Annotated in this window: 26 protein-coding genes and 1 tRNA gene; 14 read left to right on the top strand and 13 right to left on the bottom strand. The window is 70.2% G+C overall.

The features are described 5' to 3' along the window. Nucleotides 1-471 precede the first annotated feature (471 nt). The 3 genes from FFS51_RS14970 to FFS51_RS12610 form a co-directional block, all read right to left on the bottom strand. Nucleotides 472-783, bottom strand: a complete 312-nt coding sequence (locus FFS51_RS14970) for an integrase core domain-containing protein (RefSeq protein WP_283205739.1) — start codon at nucleotides 781-783, stop codon at nucleotides 472-474. 770 nt (nucleotides 784-1,553) lie between these two features. Beyond that, complete coding sequence (locus tag FFS51_RS12615) at nucleotides 1,554-1,760, bottom strand: helix-turn-helix domain-containing protein (protein WP_283205738.1); 207 nt, start codon at nucleotides 1,758-1,760, stop codon at nucleotides 1,554-1,556. A gap of 154 nt (nucleotides 1,761-1,914) precedes the next feature. After that, nucleotides 1,915-2,832 (bottom strand): hypothetical protein, encoded by a 918-nt coding sequence (locus FFS51_RS12610; protein WP_137878528.1) that lies wholly within the window; start codon nucleotides 2,830-2,832, stop codon nucleotides 1,915-1,917. A gap of 152 nt (nucleotides 2,833-2,984) precedes the next feature. Between FFS51_RS12610 and FFS51_RS12605 the strand changes: the two genes are divergently transcribed. Further along, complete coding sequence (locus FFS51_RS12605; protein ID WP_056208030.1) at nucleotides 2,985-3,590, top strand: DUF1269 domain-containing protein; 606 nt, start codon at nucleotides 2,985-2,987, stop codon at nucleotides 3,588-3,590. A gap of 346 nt (nucleotides 3,591-3,936) precedes the next feature. Beyond that, nucleotides 3,937-4,377 (top strand): Hsp20/alpha crystallin family protein, encoded by a 441-nt coding sequence (locus FFS51_RS12600; protein WP_045247147.1) that lies wholly within the window; start codon nucleotides 3,937-3,939, stop codon nucleotides 4,375-4,377. 81 nt (nucleotides 4,378-4,458) lie between these two features. Here FFS51_RS12600 and FFS51_RS12595 read toward each other — a convergent pair whose 3' ends face one another. Continuing rightward, nucleotides 4,459-5,232 carry an ABC transporter permease gene (locus tag FFS51_RS12595; RefSeq protein ID WP_137878527.1) on the bottom strand — a complete coding sequence of 258 codons (774 nt, stop codon included), beginning with the start codon at nucleotides 5,230-5,232 and terminating at the stop codon, nucleotides 4,459-4,461. Between the two features lie 53 nt (nucleotides 5,233-5,285). On the opposite strand from FFS51_RS12595, the gene FFS51_RS12590 reads away from it, so the two are divergent. Together FFS51_RS12590 and FFS51_RS12585 are read left to right on the top strand one after the other, a co-directional pair. Then, a complete protein-coding gene (locus FFS51_RS12590; RefSeq protein ID WP_137878526.1) occupies nucleotides 5,286-5,882 on the top strand; it encodes a DedA family protein in 597 nt (198 codons plus the stop codon). Beyond that, nucleotides 5,879-6,664 (top strand): COG4705 family protein, encoded by a 786-nt coding sequence (locus FFS51_RS12585; RefSeq protein WP_137878525.1) that lies wholly within the window; start codon nucleotides 5,879-5,881, stop codon nucleotides 6,662-6,664. The genes FFS51_RS12590 and FFS51_RS12585 overlap by 4 nt, the downstream gene beginning before the upstream one ends. Before the next feature lie 42 nt (nucleotides 6,665-6,706). Here FFS51_RS12585 and FFS51_RS12580 read toward each other — a convergent pair whose 3' ends face one another. From FFS51_RS12580 to FFS51_RS12570, 3 genes are all read right to left on the bottom strand, one after another. Beyond that, on the bottom strand, nucleotides 6,707-7,750 hold the full coding sequence (locus FFS51_RS12580; protein WP_137878524.1) for an ABC transporter ATP-binding protein: 1,044 nt from the start codon (nucleotides 7,748-7,750) through the stop codon (nucleotides 6,707-6,709). Then, a complete protein-coding gene (locus FFS51_RS12575) occupies nucleotides 7,747-9,207 on the bottom strand; it encodes an ABC transporter permease (protein ID WP_137878532.1) in 1,461 nt (486 codons plus the stop codon). The genes FFS51_RS12580 and FFS51_RS12575 overlap by 4 nt, the downstream gene beginning before the upstream one ends. A gap of 109 nt (nucleotides 9,208-9,316) precedes the next feature. After that, nucleotides 9,317-10,366 carry an iron ABC transporter substrate-binding protein gene (locus FFS51_RS12570; RefSeq protein ID WP_045247153.1) on the bottom strand — a complete coding sequence of 350 codons (1,050 nt, stop codon included), beginning with the start codon at nucleotides 10,364-10,366 and terminating at the stop codon, nucleotides 9,317-9,319. 281 nt (nucleotides 10,367-10,647) lie between these two features. Here FFS51_RS12570 and FFS51_RS12565 point away from each other — a divergent pair, with 281 nt between their 5' ends. Both FFS51_RS12565 and FFS51_RS12560 read left to right on the top strand, forming a co-directional pair. After that, a complete protein-coding gene (locus FFS51_RS12565; protein WP_249352721.1) occupies nucleotides 10,648-11,619 on the top strand; it encodes a pyridoxal-phosphate dependent enzyme in 972 nt (323 codons plus the stop codon). Continuing rightward, nucleotides 11,616-12,779, top strand: coding sequence for a cystathionine gamma-synthase (locus FFS51_RS12560; RefSeq protein ID WP_137878522.1), 1,164 nt, complete (start codon nucleotides 11,616-11,618; stop codon nucleotides 12,777-12,779). The genes FFS51_RS12565 and FFS51_RS12560 overlap by 4 nt, the downstream gene beginning before the upstream one ends. 90 nt (nucleotides 12,780-12,869) lie before the next feature. Here the strand turns inward: FFS51_RS12560 and FFS51_RS12555 are convergent, their stop codons facing one another. Then, the gene (locus tag FFS51_RS12555) at nucleotides 12,870-13,067 is read right to left on the bottom strand and encodes a hypothetical protein (protein ID WP_045247156.1); all 198 of its coding nucleotides are present in this window, start codon (nucleotides 13,065-13,067) and stop codon (nucleotides 12,870-12,872) included. A 140-nt stretch (nucleotides 13,068-13,207) separates the two neighbouring features. Here FFS51_RS12555 and FFS51_RS12550 point away from each other — a divergent pair, with 140 nt between their 5' ends. The 3 genes from FFS51_RS12550 to FFS51_RS12540 all read left to right on the top strand — a co-directional run bounded on the left by FFS51_RS12550 (nucleotide 13,208) and on the right by FFS51_RS12540 (nucleotide 14,565). Continuing rightward, nucleotides 13,208-13,645 carry a YdeI/OmpD-associated family protein gene (locus FFS51_RS12550; RefSeq protein WP_137878521.1) on the top strand — a complete coding sequence of 146 codons (438 nt, stop codon included), beginning with the start codon at nucleotides 13,208-13,210 and terminating at the stop codon, nucleotides 13,643-13,645. A 62-nt stretch (nucleotides 13,646-13,707) separates the two neighbouring features. Then, entirely contained in the window at nucleotides 13,708-14,394 is a 687-nt protein-coding gene (locus FFS51_RS12545) for a hypothetical protein (protein WP_048809181.1), read from the top strand. Nucleotides 14,395-14,492: 98 nt separating this feature from the next. After that, nucleotides 14,493-14,565: transfer RNA gene (locus tag FFS51_RS12540), tRNA-Arg, on the top strand. 62 nt (nucleotides 14,566-14,627) lie between these two features. On the opposite strand, the gene FFS51_RS14745 is transcribed toward FFS51_RS12540, so the two are convergent. Next, on the bottom strand, nucleotides 14,628-14,768 hold the full coding sequence (locus tag FFS51_RS14745) for a hypothetical protein (RefSeq protein WP_171006185.1): 141 nt from the start codon (nucleotides 14,766-14,768) through the stop codon (nucleotides 14,628-14,630). 80 nt (nucleotides 14,769-14,848) lie between these two features. Here FFS51_RS14745 and FFS51_RS14740 point away from each other — a divergent pair, with 80 nt between their 5' ends. The 3 genes from FFS51_RS14740 (at nucleotide 14,849) to FFS51_RS12530 (ending at nucleotide 16,085) form a co-directional block, all read left to right on the top strand. Next, nucleotides 14,849-15,025 (top strand): hypothetical protein, encoded by a 177-nt coding sequence (locus tag FFS51_RS14740; protein WP_048809182.1) that lies wholly within the window; start codon nucleotides 14,849-14,851, stop codon nucleotides 15,023-15,025. Between the two features lie 77 nt (nucleotides 15,026-15,102). Next, nucleotides 15,103-15,531, top strand: coding sequence for a tautomerase family protein (locus FFS51_RS12535; protein ID WP_212742819.1), 429 nt, complete (start codon nucleotides 15,103-15,105; stop codon nucleotides 15,529-15,531). A 17-nt stretch (nucleotides 15,532-15,548) separates the two neighbouring features. Next, complete coding sequence (locus FFS51_RS12530; RefSeq protein WP_137878519.1) at nucleotides 15,549-16,085, top strand: TetR/AcrR family transcriptional regulator; 537 nt, start codon at nucleotides 15,549-15,551, stop codon at nucleotides 16,083-16,085. Nucleotides 16,086-16,089: 4 nt separating this feature from the next. Here FFS51_RS12530 and nrdI read toward each other — a convergent pair whose 3' ends face one another. After that, a complete protein-coding gene (gene nrdI / locus FFS51_RS12525; RefSeq protein WP_045247195.1) occupies nucleotides 16,090-16,518 on the bottom strand; it encodes a class Ib ribonucleoside-diphosphate reductase assembly flavoprotein NrdI in 429 nt (142 codons plus the stop codon). 115 nt (nucleotides 16,519-16,633) lie between these two features. On the opposite strand from nrdI, the gene FFS51_RS12520 reads away from it, so the two are divergent. After that, on the top strand, nucleotides 16,634-17,053 hold the full coding sequence (locus FFS51_RS12520) for a hypothetical protein (protein WP_137878518.1): 420 nt from the start codon (nucleotides 16,634-16,636) through the stop codon (nucleotides 17,051-17,053). A gap of 3 nt (nucleotides 17,054-17,056) precedes the next feature. Here the strand turns inward: FFS51_RS12520 and FFS51_RS12515 are convergent, their stop codons facing one another. Next, on the bottom strand, nucleotides 17,057-17,758 hold the full coding sequence (locus FFS51_RS12515) for an SDR family oxidoreductase (protein WP_137878517.1): 702 nt from the start codon (nucleotides 17,756-17,758) through the stop codon (nucleotides 17,057-17,059). Between the two features lie 52 nt (nucleotides 17,759-17,810). Here FFS51_RS12515 and FFS51_RS12510 point away from each other — a divergent pair, with 52 nt between their 5' ends. Next, complete coding sequence (locus FFS51_RS12510; protein WP_045247163.1) at nucleotides 17,811-18,272, top strand: winged helix-turn-helix transcriptional regulator; 462 nt, start codon at nucleotides 17,811-17,813, stop codon at nucleotides 18,270-18,272. Nucleotides 18,273-18,304: 32 nt separating this feature from the next. Here the strand turns inward: FFS51_RS12510 and FFS51_RS12505 are convergent, their stop codons facing one another. Both FFS51_RS12505 and FFS51_RS14735 read right to left on the bottom strand, forming a co-directional pair. Beyond that, the gene (locus tag FFS51_RS12505) at nucleotides 18,305-19,465 is read right to left on the bottom strand and encodes a geranylgeranyl reductase family protein (RefSeq protein ID WP_137878516.1); all 1,161 of its coding nucleotides are present in this window, start codon (nucleotides 19,463-19,465) and stop codon (nucleotides 18,305-18,307) included. Nucleotides 19,466-19,505: 40 nt separating this feature from the next. Beyond that, nucleotides 19,506-19,664 (bottom strand): hypothetical protein, encoded by a 159-nt coding sequence (locus tag FFS51_RS14735; RefSeq protein ID WP_171006184.1) that lies wholly within the window; start codon nucleotides 19,662-19,664, stop codon nucleotides 19,506-19,508. Nucleotides 19,665-19,701 lie beyond the last annotated feature (37 nt).

The raw sequence follows: 19,701 nt of genomic DNA, 5'->3' as shown, positions 1-19,701 counted from the left end.
AGCGTGAGACACGAAGACCTCCGTGGTCAGGATGCGAGTGTGGTAACCCACATCCTGCCCGGAGGTCTTCGCCTACCTCACCCGTTCACAACCTCCCGGGGAAGTACATCTAGCGGCTCGATGGTGCGTATCACGCCAGCGACGAGTGTCCGATAGCCGGAAGGTTCATGCTGATGGTTTCATGTCTTTTCCTCGCGGCTAAGGGAGGATGATTCAAACAGCCTCCGCTGCCGCGAATAACGCCGTTCCTGGTACACCCCATGCAACGTCGCGAGCACGGCCCCGGCACACGGCCCCAACCGCGACTGCAACCCAGAATGTACCGGACACAGTGAACGCGACGAGCGCGGACCCAGATCGGCAACGATCGAGTTCACAATCGCGATCGATGACGAAATCGTGAAGAATTCACCGCATCGATAGCCGCGCTGGTAGCCTGACCCGGTTTCCCGGACGGTTCTTGTGTGTTGATCATGCCGCGGACGCGGCGTGGTTGTGAAGTCGTTCGAACTCGACGGGGCTGAGGTTTCCGAGGGCGGTGTGCCGTCTCGTCGGCTTGTAGAAGCCCTCGATCCATTCGAACATCGCCGATGACAACTCGGCGCGGCTGGTCCAGGTCGAGCGGTCCAAGAGTTCGCGTTGCATGGTGGACCAGAACGATTCGATGAGCGCGTTGTCGACGCTGGAGGCGACGCGGCCCGTTGAGCCGAGGAGTCCGGTCTGCCGGAGTGGATGCCCGAAAAGCCAGGAGGCGTATTGCGCTCCGCGATCCGCGCGAAGGATGGTTCCGGGCGCGGGATGGCACCGTCTCCATATTCACGGGCATCGAGATCGTCGCGAGCGTCCGCGGCGAGCTTTCGGGCCAGGCGCGAGTACTGGAGCCAACAATCCTTATCCCAGTGTTTCTCGTCGGATGCATCGACAAGAGGCTCGTCGTCCAACACGAACGAGAACATTCGTCGCGCACCACCTTGTCCGCCTCGGTCATCAGTTGGAAGCTCTGAGCGGTCTTCGCGTGATGGCAGGGCGCGCAGAGGCCCTCAAGATTCGTGCGCTCTCCACTAGGTCCGGCAATGTGATCGACTTCGGTCGCGGCCGCAGACTTGCAGCTCTGACACCGGCCTCCGTCGAAAGAGAGCACTTCAGCTCGGACTTTGAGCGAGAGTCGACGGGCCTCGAGGCTGTCGTTGTTGGGAGCGCCAATGCCAACCCCACCGTCGAGGTCTCCGCCACGCCTCAGGATTGACCGCTTTGACGGAGGCCAACTATTTGATTGGAACACGGGGGCAAGCCTCGCTAAGTTGATTCCAGCAGACGACACCCCTCTCGCCATCAGCGCGGGACAGCCAGGGGACAGTTGCAGTCGCCCCTATGTTGTGCAGGTAGTTGCATTCGCTGCATCTGGTTTCCGAAATTGCGGCAAGTGGCAGGCTTACTCGACCCTGCTAAGGTGGAGTCCTCGCAAGGGGACCGAGGGTTCAAATCCCTCCGTCTCCGCCAGAAACCCCCGGATACCCGGGGGTTTTCGCGTTGTCCGTGAGTTCTCGAGTGCGTCAGGAGTCGGCCAGCGCGCGGGCCGCGATGAACGCCTCGGAGGCGCGCACCTCGAGCGCGGCCTGGGTGGCCGTGGTTCGCTCGATGAGACGATGACCCATCAGCCGCTCGGCCTTCTCGAGCCTGATGACCAGGGTGTTCCGATGGATGAACAGGCGGTCGGCGGCGGGTGCGATGCGCATGCGTGTGTCGAAGAACACTCGCACCGTCTCGCGCAGCTCGGCATCTCGTCCGTGTCTGCCGACAGGTCTTGCAGCACTGTCTCGGCGAACCACATCGCCCGTTCCGGGTCCTGCAGCAGGAGCGCCCGCAGGGCGACGTCGCGGTAGAGCGCGCCGCGGCGCCGATGCTCGCCCCGACTCACCGCGAGCGCCGCGAGTGACTCAGATGGCTTCTCCGGAAACCCGCGCGACCCGGATGGGCTTCGCCGATGCCGACGAGCAGTGTGTCGTCGAATCGCAGGGCATCGAGGGACTCCACGCGCACCGGGCTGTCTGTCGTGACCCAGAGCCAGACCTCGCCGGACCCTGTCGCGTGCCGCACCGAGCGCGTGGTGCCGACCGCGCGCTGCACGGCATCGGCGATCGCGTCCACCGCGCGCGGGGTCATCGTCGCTCCGGGCGGCGCGCCGATCGTGCTCGCCAGATGCCAGCTCTCGACCGGAACCCCCAGCACGGATGAGGCCACCTGGTCGTCGACCGCTTCTCCGGCGACGAGGGAGCGCACCATCGCCCGCCGGCGTGCGTGTTCCGACTGGAACGCACGGCGCCGCTCCGCATCGATTGCCGAGATGAACGCACCCACCCACCCGTCGACGGTCTGGGTCACGACGCGGGTGAGTGCGGGGACCGCGGCCGCCCCTCCGAGTTCGACCACCCGAGAGACGAGGGCGTCGAGCCACGCGTGCTGCATCATGCGCATCGTGTCGACGACTCGTCCCAGCGGAATGTCGCGGGCGACGATGTCGTCGGCGAACGCGCGCTCTGCCAGGCGCTCGTCGGGGGTGGTCGGTTCCGATGCGAGGCACCGCTCGATCGCCTCGGCGAGCACGTGCTCGGCGAGGGCGCGCATGTGGGGCCACGGCGCGAGTGCGTCCGCATCGGGCAGCGCTCTCAGTACACCGAGCGTGTGGTCCACCGTCGCGACCACCCAGCGCACCGGCACCTCGCCGAGTGCGGCATGCAGGCGTTCCAGCTCGTCGTCGGGCAGTGAGGCGGCCGTCGTGGGGGCGCCGTCGAGCGTGCAAACGAGCTCGCGCAGCCGACCCGGGGAGGACATGCGGTCAGCCTAGGCGCACCGTGCACTCTGCACAGAGAGCGCTGTGAAGAGTGGTCGAAGCGACCGATGAGCGGCGACGCGAACACCGCGATCGTGGTGGTCATGCGGGACAACCGCCCGCGAACATCCCCCGTGATCAGGAGGTCACCGTCATGCCCGAATCGAACATCATCGCCGTCACCTTCGACGACCGCTCGAACGCCTTCCAGGCGCTCAGCGAGCTGAAGGGAGCAGGCATGGAAGGCCGCGTCGACGTCGCCGCCGCGGCCGTCGTCACCCGCGACGCCGACGGGCGCATCTCGATGCCCGACGGCGTCGACAACAACGGCGCCGTAGGCACCTGGGGCGGCAGCCTCGTGGGACTCCTGATCGGCGTGATCGGCGGACCCATCGGCATGCTGCTCGGCTGGACGGGCGGGCTGCTCGTGGGCGGCGCCTTCGATCTGCGGCGCGTCGACCGCTCAGCGGGCGCGCTCGAGCAGATCAGCAGTGCCATCCCGATCGGCGGCACCGCCCTCGTCGCCGAGGTCACCGAGTACGCCCGTGAGGTCGTCGACGGTGAGATGGCGAAGCTCGACGGCGTCGTCATCCGGCGCCCGCGCGAGGAGGTGCTCGACGAGATGGAGGCCGCCGAGGAGGCCTACCGTGAAGCCGAGAAGGAGGCGCGGCGTCACGCGCGTGAGCAGCGCAAGGCCGAGCGCAAGGCCGATGCGGCGGAGCGCACCGCGGCGCTGAAGGAGAAGCTCGGCGCCAGTTGATCCGCCATGCGAAGAGGGCTGCCGGTGCAGGAGCGCCGGCAGCCCTTCGCCGCGCGTTCGGCGGGCGGGCCGGGCGGAAGTAGGGTCTTCGGTCCGCCGATGGGCGTGGCATCCTTCGGCGAGCCGGCCTGCTCCGGGGGACTGTGCACAATGCGCAGTCGTGGGCTCCGGACGCGACGGGGCGATGCCGCCCGGGATCTCACCCATTTCGCCGTCGGTGAACGACGCCGCTTTCGCTGGCACTCTCAGTGCCCGAGTGCTAATCTCACACTAGTTGAGCCAATCAGACTCAACTTTCGCAGACCCGGGTGGATGCTGCATCCGCCCCGCTCACACAGGAGAACCCATGGCGACCTACGACCTGCTCCGCGACCTGGAGCGCTTCGCGACCACGACTCTCGACCAGACCCGCCGTGGTCCGCGCCAGATGCCGATGGACGTCTACCGCGACGGCGACCACTACGTGCTCACCGCCGACCTCCCGGGCGTCGACCCGGGTTCGATCGACGTCGACGTCGACGGACAGCTGCTCACCATCCGCGCCGAGCGCACCCTGCCCAGCGGCGAGGGCGTCAGCTGGATCACCCGCGAGCGGGAAGCCGGCGCCTACCTGCGCCAGCTGCAGCTCGGGCGTGGCATCGACACGGAGACCATCTCGGCGAGCTACCGTGACGGCGTGTTGAGTGTGACCCTGCCCGTCAGCGAGAAGGCGAAGCCGCGCAAGGTGGCCGTGGCCGGCGCCGCCGAGGCGGTCACCGTGACCGAGGGCGCGACTCCCGCCGCCTGACCCATCGACCGCGCCGACCCGCGCACAGACGGAGCGCCCCTGGCCCGAGTACGGGCCGGGGGCGTTCGCGCATTCCCGCAGCTACCGCAGGTCGGCGGGTTTCACCCGCACCGGTCCCATCCAGAGCGCGACGAGCACGGATGTGACCGCCCCGGCCGCCATGATGGCCGCGAGCACGACGATCTGGAACCGGCCCGCCTCCAGCGGCGAGATCCCCCCGAAGATCGCGCCGACGAAGGCGCCCGGCAGCACGACGAGACCGGTCGTCTTGGTCTGGTCGATCGAGGGGATGAGGGCATCGCGCACGGCCTGCCGCGCCAGCGCCAGGGTCGACTGCCGGGGCCGCGCGCCGAGGGCGAGCCACCCCTCCACCTCGTCCCAGTGGTCGACGATTCCGCGGGTGAACATGCGGCCGGTGAGGGTCGCGATGCTCATGGCGTTGCCGATGACGATCGCGCCGATCGCCAGCGCGTAGCGTGCGGTCAGCTCGAGCGCACCGGTCGCGAACACGATCGTCGTCGCGAACACGACCCCCGACACGATGGATGTCGTCATCATCGCCGCGTGGCGCCGGGACCATCCGATGCGTCCGGTCGCGACCGACGCCGCGATCACGAACATCGCGACGAGGGTCAGTGTGATCAGCCTCGCGTCGGTGATGAGTCCGGTCAGCAGCACGCTGATCACCGCGAGCTGCACCGCGCCGCGCACGATCGCCAGCAGCGGCGACCACAGGCCCGGCACGCGGAAGGCGGCGAGCACGACCGTCGTGACGGCCGCGAGCACCCCGACACCGACGAGCGAGGGGAGCAGGTCGGTCGGCGGATTCACAGCGCGAGCGTAGCCCCGCGGCATCCTGAGGCCCGAATCTCGGCGCATTCTTTGAATCGCACCGCCAGGATGGGCGCGTGAACATCATCGAAAGTCTCGGAAGCCTCGGTCCCCTCGCCCTCGTGCTCGTCGCCGTCATCGTCTTCATCGAGAACGGTCTGTTCTTCCCCTTCCTGCCCGGCGACAGCCTCCTGTTCGCCGCGGCGATCCTCGCGGTGCCGCTGAACACCTCCTGGGTGCTGATCGCGGCGATCGCCGCGGTCGCCGCGATCGTCGGCGCCGAGCTGTCGTTCTGGATCGGTCGTCGCTACGGGCGGCGCCTCTTCCGTCCCGGGGCGCGGCTGTTCAAGCCTGAGTACCTCGCCGAAGCACACGGCTTCTTCGAGCGCTACGGGGTGGGCGCGATCATCCTGGCCCGTTTCGTGCCGATCGTGCGCACCTACATCTCGCCCGCGGCGGGCGTCTCCGACATGCCGCGTGCCCGCTTCTCGATGTGGAACGCGATCGGCGCCGTGATCTGGGCGGGCATTCTCGGGCTCGCCGGCGCCCTGCTCGGCGGGGTGCCGTGGGTCGCCAACAACATCGAGTGGATCAGCATCGCGATCGTGCTCGTGACCGTCGCGCCGGTCGTCATCGGGGCGCTCGTGAAGCGCTCGAAGGCCAAGCGCGCATGAGCGCGACGACTTCGGATGCCGCGCGCTCGCGCGTGCCCGATCCGACGCCGTCGTTCTGGGTGGCCAAAGCCGCGTCGACGGCGCTGGGCGAGGCGCTGTCGGACTTCTCGATCCGGGTGCTGCCGCCGGTGGTCGCCGTGCTGATCGCGTTCGTGCTGTTCTGCGCGGCACTGGCGCTGCAGTTCACGCGTCGGCGCTACGTGCCCGAGGTCTACTGGTTCGCCGTCGCGATGGTGGGCGTCTTCGGCACGATGGCCGCCGATGTCGCGCACGTCGTCGTGGGCCTTCCGTATGCGGTGTCGGCGACGCTCTACGCGGTGTTCCTCGCGGCCGTCTTCCTCGTCTGGTGGCGGGTGGAGCGCACCCTGTCGGTGCACGCGATCACCACGACCCGGCGCGAGGCGTTCTACTGGGCGGCCGTCATCGGCACCTTCGCCCTCGGCACGGCGGTCGGCGACTTCGCCGCGGTGACCCTGGGACTCGGCTACGCTCCGTCGATCCTCGTGTTCGCGGTGCTCATCCTCGTTCCGGCACTCGGCTACCGCTTCCTGCGCTTCGGCGCCGTTTTCGCGTTCTGGTTCGCCTACGTGCTCACCCGTCCGCTCGGCGCCTCGGTCGCCGACTGGCTCGGCAAGCCCGTCGACGAGGGAGGGGTAGGCGTCGGCAGCGGCTGGGTGTCGCTCGGATTCGCGCTGGTCATGGTGATCGTCGTCGCGATCATCCGTCAGCGGCGCAGCGTGGCGGGCACGGCCCCGGTCGCCGCATCCGACCTCGGTCTGTGACCGGCGCGGCAGCCGCGCGGCATCGATCCGGCCGCTGAGCGCTCAGGCCGCGTAGAGCACGCCCGCGCCGTCCACCACGACGCCGACGGTGTCGCCCACGGCGGGAAGGTCGACGCCGAACACGCGCAGCGGCACCCGCGCCTCGGTGCCGTCGTCGCACACGACCGTGACGAGGGCGGTGCCACCGGTCTCGACGACGTCGAGCACGCGCACGGCGGGGGCCGTGGCATCCGTCGTCACTCGAAGCTGCTCGGGACGCACCATGACGACGAGAGCGGATGCTGCGCCTGCCGCGTCCGTACCCACCGGCACGAGGCCGAGCGGGCATCGGGCCGACCCCGCCTCGCGTGTCGCGGGCAGTAGCACGGTGTCGCCGAGCAGGCGCGCGACCTGCGGCGTGGCCGGTGCCGCGTAGACCTCAGCGCAGCTTCCCGCCTGCTGCAGGCGTCCGCCGTCGAGCACCGCGATCGCGTGGCCGAAGGCGAGCGCTTCGGCGGGATCGTGGGTGACGAGCACCGTCGTCACGCCGGCGCGGTCGAGAGCATCGACGACCTGCGTGCGCACCTGGGCGCGCAGCGCCGTGTCGAGGGCGCTGAAGGGCTCGTCGAGCAGCAGCACGCGCGGGTGGGGCGCGAGTGCGCGGGCGAGCGAGACACGCTGCTGCTGGCCGCCGGAGATCTCGTGCGGATAGCGCTCGAGCAGGTCGGGCTCGATGCCGGCGAGAGCGGATGCCGCGGCGACCGCGTCACCCCGGGCGCCACGCGCGACCCCGCCGAGGCCGAAGGCGATGTTGGCGCGCGCGGTCAGGTGGGGGAAGAGGGCGCCGTCCTGCGCGACGTAGCCGACCCGGCGGCGGTGCGACGCGACCTGACGCTCGGCGGAGGCGACCAGATCATCGCCGAGTCGGATCTCGCCGCGGGTGATGCGCTCGAAGCCGGCGATCGCCCGAAGGAGCGTCGTCTTGCCACTGCCCGAGGGGCCGACGACGGCCAGACGCTCTCCGTCCGCGAGCCGCAGCGAGACGTCGTGCAGAACGGGGTGTCCGCCCAGGGTCACCGACACCTGGGCGAGGTCGAGGGAGGTCATGCGGTCTTCTTCCGGCGGGCGTCGGCGAGGAGCAGTGCGACGCTCGGCACCGACAGGGCGATCAGCAGGATCGCATATGGTGCGGCCGATGCGAAGTCGGCGTTGATCGTCGCCGACCAGAACTGGGTCGCGAGCGTGCTGGTGCCGGCCGGGGCGAGCAGCAGAGTCGCCGTGAGCTCGTTCGCGCAGCCGAGGCCGGTGAGTGCGAGAGCCGCGCCGAACGACGAGAGCATGAGCGGCGCGGTGACCGTCAGCTTCGCGCCGAGCGAGCTGCGCCCGAGAGCGCGCGCCGCCTCTTCGAGCCCGCGCGGCACCTGGGCGAGGCCGGTGCGCAGGCTCACCAGCGCCCGCGGCAGGAACACGATGACGTAGGCCGAGATCACCGTGACCGGCGTCTGGTAGACGGCCGGAAGCACCCGCAGGGTGACCGTCACGAGCGCGAGGGCGACGATGATCGTCGGCAGGCTGCTCGCGAGGTACATCGCGCCTTCGATCACGCGGGACATGCGGCCCGGGTACCGCACCGCGAGCCACGCGCCGGGCAGGGCGATGACGGTCGCCGCGATCGCGCCGCCCGCCGAGAGCATCAGGGTCTGCCCGAGGGTGGAGAGCAGGTCGCCGGCCGCCCAGGCCTCCGGGCGCAGGGCCCAGCGCACGAGGCTCACGCCCGGCACACCGACAGCGAGTGCGAGCACGAGGGTCAGTGCCAGGGCCACGGGCACCGCGCGCCACCCGAGTCGGTGTGGCACGGCGGGGCGCGGCGCACCGCGGCCGATGCGTGCGTAGCGCGCGGAGCCGCGTGCCGACGCCTCGCCGACGAGCAGCACGAGGCACAGCAGCGCGAGCACCACGCCGAGTGCGTTGGCGGCAGGACCCGCGAACGTCGACTGGAACTGGCTGACGATCGCGGTGGTGAAGGTGTCGAACCGCAGCAGTGCGAAGGCGCCGTACTCGGCGAGCAGGTGCAGCCCGACGACCAGTCCGCCGCCGAGGATCGCGATGCGCAGCTGGGGGAGGGTCACGCGCAGGAAGGTGCGCACGGGGCCGTGCCCGAGCGCGCGGGCGGACTCCTCGAGCGCCGGGTCGAGCCGCCGTAGGGCGGCGAGGGCGGGGAGGTAGACGAGGGGATAGTACGCGCCCACCGCGACGAGGAGCCCTCCCGACAGTCCGCCGAGGGAGGGCACCGCCGACACCCATCCGTAGCTGCTGACGAATGCGGGCATCGCGAGCGGAGCAGCGAGCGCGATGGCCCAGACGCGCCTCCCCGGGAGGGCGGTGCGCTCGACGACCCATGCGGCGAGCACCCCCACGACCAGGCACAGCGGAACCCCCACCACGACCAGGCCGATCGTGTTCAGCAGCAGCTCGCCGACCCGCGGCCGGAAGATGAGCGGCGCCAGCTGCGCCCAGCCCTCATCGATCGCGACCCAGGCGACGAAGCCGACGGGCACGAGCATGAGCGCGGCGACCACGAGCGTGAGCACGACCAGCGGCGCCGGGGCTCGACGAGCCCGGCGCCGGAGGGTCGCGCCGCCGATCGGGGCGCTCGCAGCGAGAGCGGTCAGATCAGATCAGCCCCGCCGCGGTCATGAGGTCGGAGACCTGCGAGCTGTTGAGGGTTGAGGGGTCGATCGCTGGCGGCTGCAGCGTGTCGAGCGCCGGCAGCGCCGGGTTGGAGGCGACGCCGCTGCCGATCGCGTACTCGAAGCTGGTGCCGTCGCGCAGCACCTGCTGGCCCGCGGCGGAGGTGATGAACGCGATGAACGCCTGTGCCGCCTGCTGGTGGGTGCTGGACTTCAGCACGCCACCGCCCGAGATGCTGACGAAGGCGCCCGGGTCCTGGTTCGTGAAGTAGGCCAGCTTCGTGTTGTTGCTGTTCTCCTTCGTCTTCGACTGATCGATGAACCAGTAGTAGTGGTAGATGATGCCGAGCGGCACCTGGCCGGAGTTGACGGCCTTCATGACGGTCGAGTTGCCCTTGTAGGCGACGGAGTTCTGCTTCATCGCGTCGAGCCAGGCGGTCGTCGCATCGACGCCCTTCTGCTGCAGGATCGCGGACACGATCGCCTGGAAGTCGGCCCCGGTGGGGGATGCCGCCCACTTGCCCTTCCACTCCGGCTTCTCGAGGTCCATGATCGACGTCGGCAGCTGGTCGGCGGAGATGAGCGACGGGTTGTAGACCATCACCGTCGAGCGGGCGGCGATGCCGGTCCAGTCGCCGCTGGCGGGGCGGTAGGCGGCCGGAACGTTGTCGAGGGTCGAGGCATCGAGCGGGGCGAAGAGCCCGGCCTTCTCGACGAGCGACATCGCCGGCGAGTTCTCCGTGAGGAAGACGTCGGCGGGCGATGCGGCGCCCTCCTGCACGATCTGGTTGCCGAGCTCGGAGTCGTCCCCGTTGCGAAGGACGACCTTCACACCGGTCTGCTTCGTGAACGCGTCGGCCCATGCCTGGGTGAGTTCTTCGTGCTGTGCGTTGTAGACCGTGATGGTCTGGCCGGAGATGTCGCCGGATGCGCTCGCGCTGGGCGACGACGAGGACGAGCACGCGGCGAGGCTGACGGCGACGGCGAGAACGGCGGATGCCGCGGCGAGACGGCGTGCGGTACGGCGGGGCATGACGGGAACCTTCGGTCGATGGGAGGTAAGGCTTACCTGACTTGGGCCTCGTGAATAGTACGTCCCCGGCGCGCCCAGCGCCATTCGGACGGCCGTGAGAATCGGGATGCGGCGGTCACGGGTTGCGCGCTCCCGGGTGGGTCGGGGTAGGGTGGCCGCGTGCTGACCTGTCTGTGTTGTCGCTGATCGACGCCTTCGCGTCGTCTTCATCGACCCCCGTCAGCCGTCACGCCCCCGCGTGACACCACCCCCAGGAATCTCTCGTGCGCTACGCCTCGAGCGTGACCGACCTCGTCGGCAACACGCCTCTCGTCCGTCTGAACGCCGTCACCGCCGGCATCCGTGCCACCGTGCTCGCCAAGGTCGAGTACTTCAACCCGGGCGGCTCGAGCAAGGACCGCATCGCGGCATCCATCATCGACGCCGCCGAGCGGGACGGACTGCTCCGCCCGGGCGGCACGATCGTCGAGCCGACCTCGGGCAACACTGGCGTCGGACTCGCGCTCGTCGCCCAGCAGCGTGGCTACCGGTGCGTGTTCGTCGTGCCCGACAAGGTCGCCGAGGACAAGCGGGCGGTGCTGCGGGCATACGGCGCCGACGTCGTCGTCACGCCGACGAACGTCGAACCCGATGACCCCACCTCCTACTACTCCGTGTCCGACCGCCTCGCTCGTGAGATCCCGGGTGCCTTCAAGCCGAATCAGTACGCGAACCCGAACGGTCCGGCGAGCCACTACCGCTCGACCGGTCCCGAGATCTGGCGTGACACCGACGGACGCCTGACCCACTTCGTGGCGGGCGTCGGCACCGGGGGCACCATCACGGGTACGGGCCGTTTCCTTCGGGATGCCGCGGGCTCCGCAGTGCGCATCATCGGCGTCGACCCGGTCGGCTCGATCTACTCCGGCGGCCCCGTGCACGGCTACGACGTCGAGGGCGTCGGCGAGGACATGTGGCCGGAGGCCTTCGATCCGACCGTCGTCGACGCCTACGAACGCGTGTCCGACGCGGAGTCGTTCGCGATGGCGCGGCGCCTCGCCCGCGAGGAGGGTCTGCTCGTCGGCGGCTCCAGCGGCATGGCGGTGGTCGGTGCGCTGCGCGTCGCGCGCGACCTCGACGAGCATGCCGTGGTCGTCGTGCTCCTGCCCGACCACGGCCGCGGCTACCTCTCGAAGCTGTACGACGACGACTGGATGCGCGCCCACGGCTACGACGTCCCGACCCCGACCCCGATCACTGGAGTGAACGCATGACCGACCACGCCTCGTCCGCCCGCGGCTTCGACAGCCTGGCGGTGCACGCCGGGCAGGAGTTCGACCCGACGACGGGCGCGGTCATCCCGCCCGTGCATTTCTCGTCGACGTACGCGCAGGACGGCATCGGCGGGCTGCGCGGCGGCTATGAGTACGGCCGCGGCGGCAATCCCACCCGCACCGCCCTCGAGCGTCAGATCGCGGCGATCGAAGGCGGCGTGCACGGTCTCTCGTTCGCGTCGGGCCTCGCCGCCGAGGACGCCCTGCTGCGCGCGGCACTGCAGCCCGGCGACGAGGTGCTTCTCGGCAACGACGTCTACGGCGGCACCTACCGGCTGATCGCCCGCATCCTCGGGCCCTGGGGAGTGGGCCTGCGGGTCGTCGACATGAGCGACCTCGCCCAGGTCGAGGCGGCACTCGCCGAGCGTCCGGCGAAGATCGTCTGGGTCGAGACCCCGTCGAACCCGCTGCTGCGCGTCACCGACATCGCCGGGCTCGCCCGCCTCGGCCACGAGGCCGGCGCGATCGTCGTCGTCGACAACACCTTCGCCTCCCCGGCCCTGCAGCAGCCGCTCCCGCTCGGCGCCGACGTCGTCGTGCACTCGACGACCAAGTACCTCGGTGGGCACTCTGACGTGATCGGCGGTGCACTCGTCATCGCCGACGACGCGCTCGCCGAGAAGGCGCGCTTCCTGCAGTTCGCCGCCGGTGCCGTGTCGGGGCCGCTCGACGCGTGGCTCACGACCCGCGGCATCAAGACGCTCGCGGTGCGCATGCAGCGGCACAGCGAGAACGCGCAGCAGATCGCCGAGGTGCTCGAGGGGCACGACAGGGTCGCCCGGGTCTACTACCCCGGCCTCCCCTCGCACCCGGGACACGAGCTCGCCGCGCGACAGATGTCGGCGTTCGGCGGCATCGTCACGCTCGACCTCGGCGACGGGGCATCCGCCCGCCGTTTCGCCGAGTCGACGCGCCTCTTCACACTCGCCGAGTCGCTCGGCGGCGTCGAGTCGCTGGTCAACTACCCCGACGAGATGACCCACGCCTCGGTGCGCGGCACCGAGCTCGCCGTGCCGGAGTCTGTCGTGCGGCTGTCGGTGGGCATCGAGTCGGTCGACGACCTCGTGGCCGACCTCGAGCAGGCGCTCGCCGCCCTCTGAGCCCCACGCATCGAGGCCCCCGGGAGATCATCCCGGGGGCCTCGACACATTCCTGCCGCGCGACGCTGAGCGACGGGCTCAGCGGAGCGGTCACTCGCCGCGCAACTGCTCCTTGAGCTCGTTGCGCTTCTCGACCCGCTCCTTCTCGGCTTCGGCCTTCTTGACGTTCGCGTCGGCCTTGACCTCGTCGACCTTGTCGCCGATGCGGTCCTTGGCGTCCTCGAAGCCCTCCTTGACCTTGCGGCCGGCGGTCTCCGCGACGTCCTTGGCGTCATCGATGAGTCCCATGTCGATACCCCTTTCGTGAAGTGTGTACGGACACCGGTGACGGTACGCGGCCGGCGTCGACGGATGCCGGGGGTTGCGCTGCTGCAGCGAGGTCGCTACGCCCCTTACCCGGCGTCGCCGGGCGGGCCTACGCTGTGCGCATGACGCAGCGGTTCGAGACGACCATGTCGCAGTTCGGCAACAACACCGGCATCGAGGTGCCGCCCGCGGTGCTCGAGGCGCTCGGAGGTGGCAAGCGTCCCGCCGTCGTGGTGAGCGTCAACGGCTACGAGTACCGCTCGACCGTCGGGGTGATGCAGGGGCTGTTCCTCGTGCCGTTCAGCTCCGACAAGCGTGCGGCGACCGGCATCGGTGGGGGCGACGCGATCACCGTCGAGCTCGCCCTCGATACCGCGCCTCGCGAGGTCAAGGTTCCGGCCGACCTCGCCGCCGCGCTCGCATCCGCAGGGCTCACCGACGCGTTCGCCGCGCTCGCTCCCAGCCACCGCAAGGCGCACGTCGTGAGCGTCGAGTCCGCGAAGGCCGCCGACACCCGCGCGCGACGTGTCGAGGCGGTGATCACCAAGCTCGCGGGGTGAGGGGCGGCATCCGTCATCGACCTCACAGGCCTGCGGGCGATACCCTCGACACAGGAGTGGTTGTGGCGCGGATCTGGAAGAGCCGGGAGGGCGAGAGCCCGAACGATGCCGCACGCGTCGCCAAGACGAAGGATGTCGTCGCCGAAGGTCTCTACATCGCGGCGGCCGCCACGCGACTGACGTTGAAGAACCGCATGCTGGTCGCGCTCATCTCGTCGGACGCCGACTTCGATGTCGAGCTGTTCCTTCCCGACGCGCAGGAGGCGCTGCTGGCGCTGGCGCGGGAGGCGGAGGCCGACGGCAAGCGGGCGGAGCGGGAGCGCAAGCGCGCCAGCCGCCGGTTCAGCCTCTCGGACGGCACCCACGACTACCGCAGCCGCGACGTCAAGAATCTTCGGCGTCGACGTAAGCAGTCGCTGCGCATCGCCGAGGAGTTGCAGCAGCGTGCCGCCGACGAGGCGACGCTGCGCGAGCTCGTCGAGGCGGCGCGCGAGGCGGCATGGAGCGAGGTCTCGCGCAACATCGACCGGCGGCTGCGCATCGAGGCGGCGCGCCCCGACCTCGAGCCCGACTACGAGAAGATGCGCAAGGCGCGCATGATGAGCCTCAAGCTCGTCGACCTGCCGAAGCTCGCCGCGCACCGCAAGCGGCTCGTCGACGGGGAGCCCGAGGCGCTTCCGGGCGGTGAGATCGTCTCGGGTGCCGCGCCGAAGGCATCGGGCATCGACCTGAGCGAACTCGACGAGTGAGGGGATGCCGCGGGCCGCGGCATCCACGATTCGTTCCGGGAGCACGTCCTGGGGTATGCTCTCCTGGTGCCCGCGCGCCGAAAAGGCCGCGAGAACATGCGCCCGTAGCTCAATGGATAGAGCATCTGACTACGGATCAGAAGGTTAGGGGTTCGAGTCCCTTCGGGCGCACACTGTGTTGAGACAGTAAGTGAAACGGCCCGCTTCGGCGGGCCGTTTCGCGTATGTGGGTCTCAGACCGGCTCGGTCGTGCGGATCAGTCCGCAGTTCACGCACGACCATGCGACGAGGAAGCGTTCGTCGTCGAGGATCTCGAATCGCAGAGGATCGCCGCACGTCGGGCACGCGCGCGGATCCGGAGCATCCGACTTCATGAGCCCAGCCTAGGGAGGGCGGAGCGGGCGGGCGCGAGTGGGGGCAGGATGGTGCCGAGACATCCGATCCGGAGGCCACCATGAAGCACACCGTGTTCGTCGTCATCTACCTGCTCGTGATGGGTGGGCTCATCGTCGGGCTCGACGTGGCGTTCTTGCGCGACCACCTCTGGTGGCGCCTCGCCGTCAACGTCGGCATCGTCGCGGTGTTCGCGATCGTCTACCTGACCCTGCTGCGCAACCTCTTCACGCAGTGACGCGGTTGCGGGTCATATGACGGCCGTCATAGTATGACGAGCATCATACTTCGCGACCTCGGAGGCTCCCCATGCCCATGATCGACATCTACGTTCCCGCCGGACTCATCGCCGACGTGCATTCCCTCGTCCAGCGTGCCGCCGCCGCCGTGAAGGACGTCGAGCAGGTGCCCGACATCCCGATGTTCCGGGCGAACACCGCCGCGTTCGTTCATGAGCTTCCCGCCGCGGCACTGTCCGATGTCGACGGATCGAGCGATCACGTGCGCGTGCAGGTGCTGACCAACGCCGGTGCACTCGACCGCGACAAGCAGCTCGCCGTCGTGAGCGCGCTCACCGATCTCGTGGCGGACGCCGCGGGCGACCCGAGCTGGCGCGAGCGCACCTGGGTGCTGCTCACCGAGGCCCCCGAAGGCGGCTGGGGCCTGTGGGGCCACGCGCACACGAACGCCGAAATCGTCGGCGCCGCGCGCGCCGAGATCGCGTCGCTGCGGGGCGAGTCCTGAGCGGCGCGCGGGAGCAGATGGCCGACACCGCGGCGCGGCTGCTGGCTGAGCGCGGCTATCAGGCCACCTCGTTCAGCGACGTCATCGCCGCCTCGGGCGCACCCCGCGGGTCGATCTATCACCACTTCCCGGGCGGCAAGGACGAGCTGGTCGAGCTGGCGGTGCGCCGGCAGGCCGACCGGGTCATCGCGCTCGTCGGTGGCTTCACCGGCGACACCCCCGTCGAGGTCGTGGCATCCTTCATCGCCGTATGGCGACACACGCTCGTCGCGACAGACTTCGCTGTCGGATGCTCCCTGCTCGCCGTGACCGCGTCAACCGACGGGCCGCTGCGCGACACGGCCGGCACCCTCTTCGGCGGATGGATCGACGCCCTCGCGGCCCGGCTCGCCGCAACAGGGGTGGATGCCGCAGCCGCCGCATCGTTCGCGACGACACTGCTCGCCGCGATCGAGGGGGCTGTGGCGATCGCACGGGCTCAGCGCTCGCTCGCGCCCTTCGACGCGGTCGCCGCCCGCCTCACCGCCGACGCCGCAACCCTCGTGCGCGATTGAGGGGTCACCCGGTGGCGAGCGCCCGGTCGAGCTCCCCGAGGATCTCCGCGCATCGAGTCACGTCTTCGGGGGTACCCGAGAGCTCGAACTCGAACAGGATGGGGCGCCCGGACAGCTCCGCGAGTTCACGCGCAGCCGCCTGGTAGTACCGACCGAAGTTGCGATTGCCCGAGCCGATGATGCCGACGAGATTCCGCCGGGTGACGGCGGACCGAAGGAACGCCCGCACCGCCGCGGGCAGCGTCACCTGATCGTCGTTGCCGGCCTTGTATGAGGGCGTGAGCAGCACCCACGGGGCATCCGCTTCGCTCTGTCGCACCTCGGCGTCGGCGAGGTCGCGCACGGGCCTGCCGTCGTTCTCGGTCAGGTGCTCGGCGAACCGGCGGGTGAGGTTCGAGGTGGACGAGTAGTAGTACACCGGCGTCTGGTGCATGCCGTCAGTGTGCTCCGGATGCCGCGGCTCCGCGCCCACGCGCACCGTGAGAATGTTCATCTCGATCGGGCATCGGTTCAGCCCCGGGTCACTCGGCCCCGCTAGCCTCGGCGGCATGAGAGGCAGGTGGGCGGGTGCGGGTGCTGTGGCGCTCGCTGTCGCCGTGCTCACCCCGGCGTGTGCCGTCGGCCCGACTGCCTGCCCCGCGATCGGCTACGTCTACAGCGGTCCGGCGGTGCTCGAGTTCACCCCCGCGCTGCCGGCGTCGGCGAGCCTGGCGGCCTGCTTCGGCGCCGGATGCGCGCCTTCGGCCCTCACGATCGTCGAACGCACGCGGGTCGAGGTGCCCCAGCAGGCGCCGTACGCCACCCCTCCCGCGGGCGACACGTCGCTCATCACGGTGCGCGTCACCGACGCCGGCTCGGTGCTCATCGATCAGACCTTCACGATCGGCCACAAGGCCGAGGCGCCCGTGTTCGGGTCGTGCCCCGGCCCGTTCAGCTTCGAGCCGGTCGCCGTGACGCTCCCGGGCTGATCGTCAGCGCCGGAGCTCGGGGTACAGCACCGGAAGCGGCTGAGAGACGGCCGCCTTCACGGTGACACTCACCGCGTCGGCCAGCACCTCGTGCTCACCGGACTCGAGGGCGTCGTAGATCGCCGCGACGATGTCGGCCGGGTCGGCCTTCGCGACATCGAGGCCCTCGGTCATCGGGGTGTCGGCGTAACCGAGGTGGGCGCCGAGCACCTGCGTGCCCTGCGCCTGCAGCTCGAGGCGCAGCGAGTTGGTGATCGACCAGAGCGCGGCCTTGCTCGCCGAGTAGGCGCCGGCGCGGGCCAACCAGCTCAGCGCCGAGTGCACGTCGATGAGCGCGCCACCACCGTTGCGGGCGAGCACCGGGGCGAAGGCCTGTGCCACGCTCAGCGCGCCGAACACGTTCGTGTCGAAGACCCGCCGCACCTCGTCGAGGTCGGTCGACAGCAGCGAGTTCCCGCCCGCGATGCCGGCGTTGTTCACGACGATGGTGGTGTCGGCTGCGGCCTGTGCGGCGGCGCGCACCGACGCCGAGGAGGTCACGTCGAGGGCGAGTGGAACGATCCGGGAGTCGGTCGCCTCGCGCGGCGATCGTGCGGTCGCGTAGACACGGCGCGCGCCGCGTTCGAGGGCGATGCGGGCGAAGTGCGAGCCGAGCCCGCCGTTCGCGCCGGTGATGAGCAGGGTGGCATCCACGAGTGAGGTCATGTCGAGAGCGTACCACCTAGATTGGAAATACCAACTCAGATAGGATGGACGCGTGAAGCCGCCCTCTCCCGTCAACGAACGCTGCTCGATCGCCCGCACCCTCGTCGTGCTCGGCGAGAAGTGGGCGCTGCTCGTCGTGCGCGACATCGCCCTCGGTGTGACCCGGTTCGCCGACATCCGTTCGCGGCTCGAGGTGGCACCCGATGTGCTCTCCGACCGGCTGTCGAAGCTCGTCGATCTCGGAGTGATCGAGCGCCGCGCGTACCGCGACGAGGGCGCGCGGCAGCGCGACGAGTACACGCTCACCGCCGCCGGCGCCGCCCTTCTGCCGGTGCTCGGCGCGCTCAGCCAGTGGGGAGACGTCCACGTCGCGTCGCCGTGGGGGCCCGCCACGCGCTATGTCGACGCTCGCGATGGGGGTGACGTCCGCATCGCCTTCGTCGATGCACACGGGCGTGCGGTCGATCGCGAGCAGGTCGCGGTCGTCCCGGGGCCGGGGGCGCTCGTCGCCTGATCCCGCGGCAGCGCACCGGGTCCCGGTTCGCGTCAGACCGTCGCCGATCCGCCCCGCCCGAGGAGGCTCACCGCCAGACGGAACCACCAGCGCGTCGCGTACGCGGAGAGCGGCGTCTCACCCGCGCAGAACTCGACGAATGCGCGCCGGGCTCGCCGCGACCGGCCGAGGGCGGCGTGCACGAGACGCGGATGCCGCTCGAAGACCGCGAGCAATTGCGCGCCGGTGCGGATCTCGGGCTGCAGCTCCTGTTCGACCCGCGCGACGTACCCGTCCAATGCGGCCGGGTCGCCCGCCGCCGCTCGCGCCCCTGCCTCGCCCGCCCAGGTACCCGACCGCAGCGCGAAGGAGATGCCCTCCCGCGTCCACGGTTCGAGCAGGCCCGCCGCATCACCGGCGACGAGCACGCCCCCGCGGCGCAACGGCGAGGACGCCGTGCGCCACTGCGTGAGATGCCCGCTCGAGTGGCGGGGCGCGGCATCCGTCGTCTCGGTCTCGCGCAGCCACGCGGCCAGGTAGGCGCGTGTCTGCTCGGGTCGCCCGCGCGCCTCGATCACACCCACCTCGTCGACCTCGCCCTTCGGGAAGAGCCAGCCGTAGCTGCCCGCGCCCGGACCCCAATCGATGCGCACCGTGTCTCGCGGCGCCCGGCCGCGCTCCCGCTCGTCCTCGAGTCCGAGGTCGACGCGCGCGGGGGTCACTCCGACGTGGCGGGCGATCCGTCCGCCGACGCCGTCCGCGCCGATCACGACCCGCGCCCGCAGCACGCCCGCGCTCGTCTCGACCGCCACGAGATCATCAGATGCTGCCCCCACCCGCTGCACGGCGACGCCCTCGCGGAACACGGCCCCCGCGCGCTGCGCGGCGGTGACGAGCGCCGCGTCGAGACGCTCGCGCCGCGCCATCGCGAGGAACGGCTCGTCGCGGCGGATCTCGACCGGGCGCGCGCCGTCGTGCGTGAAGACGACTCGGCCCACTTCGGCCTCGATCGCGGCCACTCCCTCGGGCGGCAGGAAACGCCGACTCACCCCGAGCAGACCGCCGCCGCAGGTCTTGTAGCGAGGGAACGTCGCCCGATCGACGAGCAGAGTGCTCGCGCCGCCGGCCGCCGCGCATCGGGCAGCCGACGAGCCTGCAGGGCCGGCGCCGACGACGATGACGTCCCAGACGATGTCATCGGATGCCGCGGTCACTCCGGCATTCTCGCGCACCCGATTCGGTGCGCGATGCGGATCAGACCTGCCGTCGGATGAAGCGGATGAGTGCGGCGATGATCGCGATGACGATCAGCACCACGCCGAGCCACAGCAGGAAGCCGACCGCCTTCACGAACACACCGAGGAGCAGCAGCACGAGGCCGATGAGGAGAATGAGAACGGCGATACCAACCATGCCGACAGTCTGCGTCGCAGCCGTGAGCTCGTGCCAG

The sequence above is a fragment of the Microbacterium sp. 4NA327F11 genome, from assembly GCF_005503465.1.
GTDB classification, from domain to species: domain Bacteria; phylum Actinomycetota; class Actinomycetes; order Actinomycetales; family Microbacteriaceae; genus Microbacterium; species Microbacterium ginsengisoli.
The sequence above is the reverse complement of the archived record's forward strand: the minus strand, read 5'-3'. Positions and strand labels throughout refer to the sequence as shown.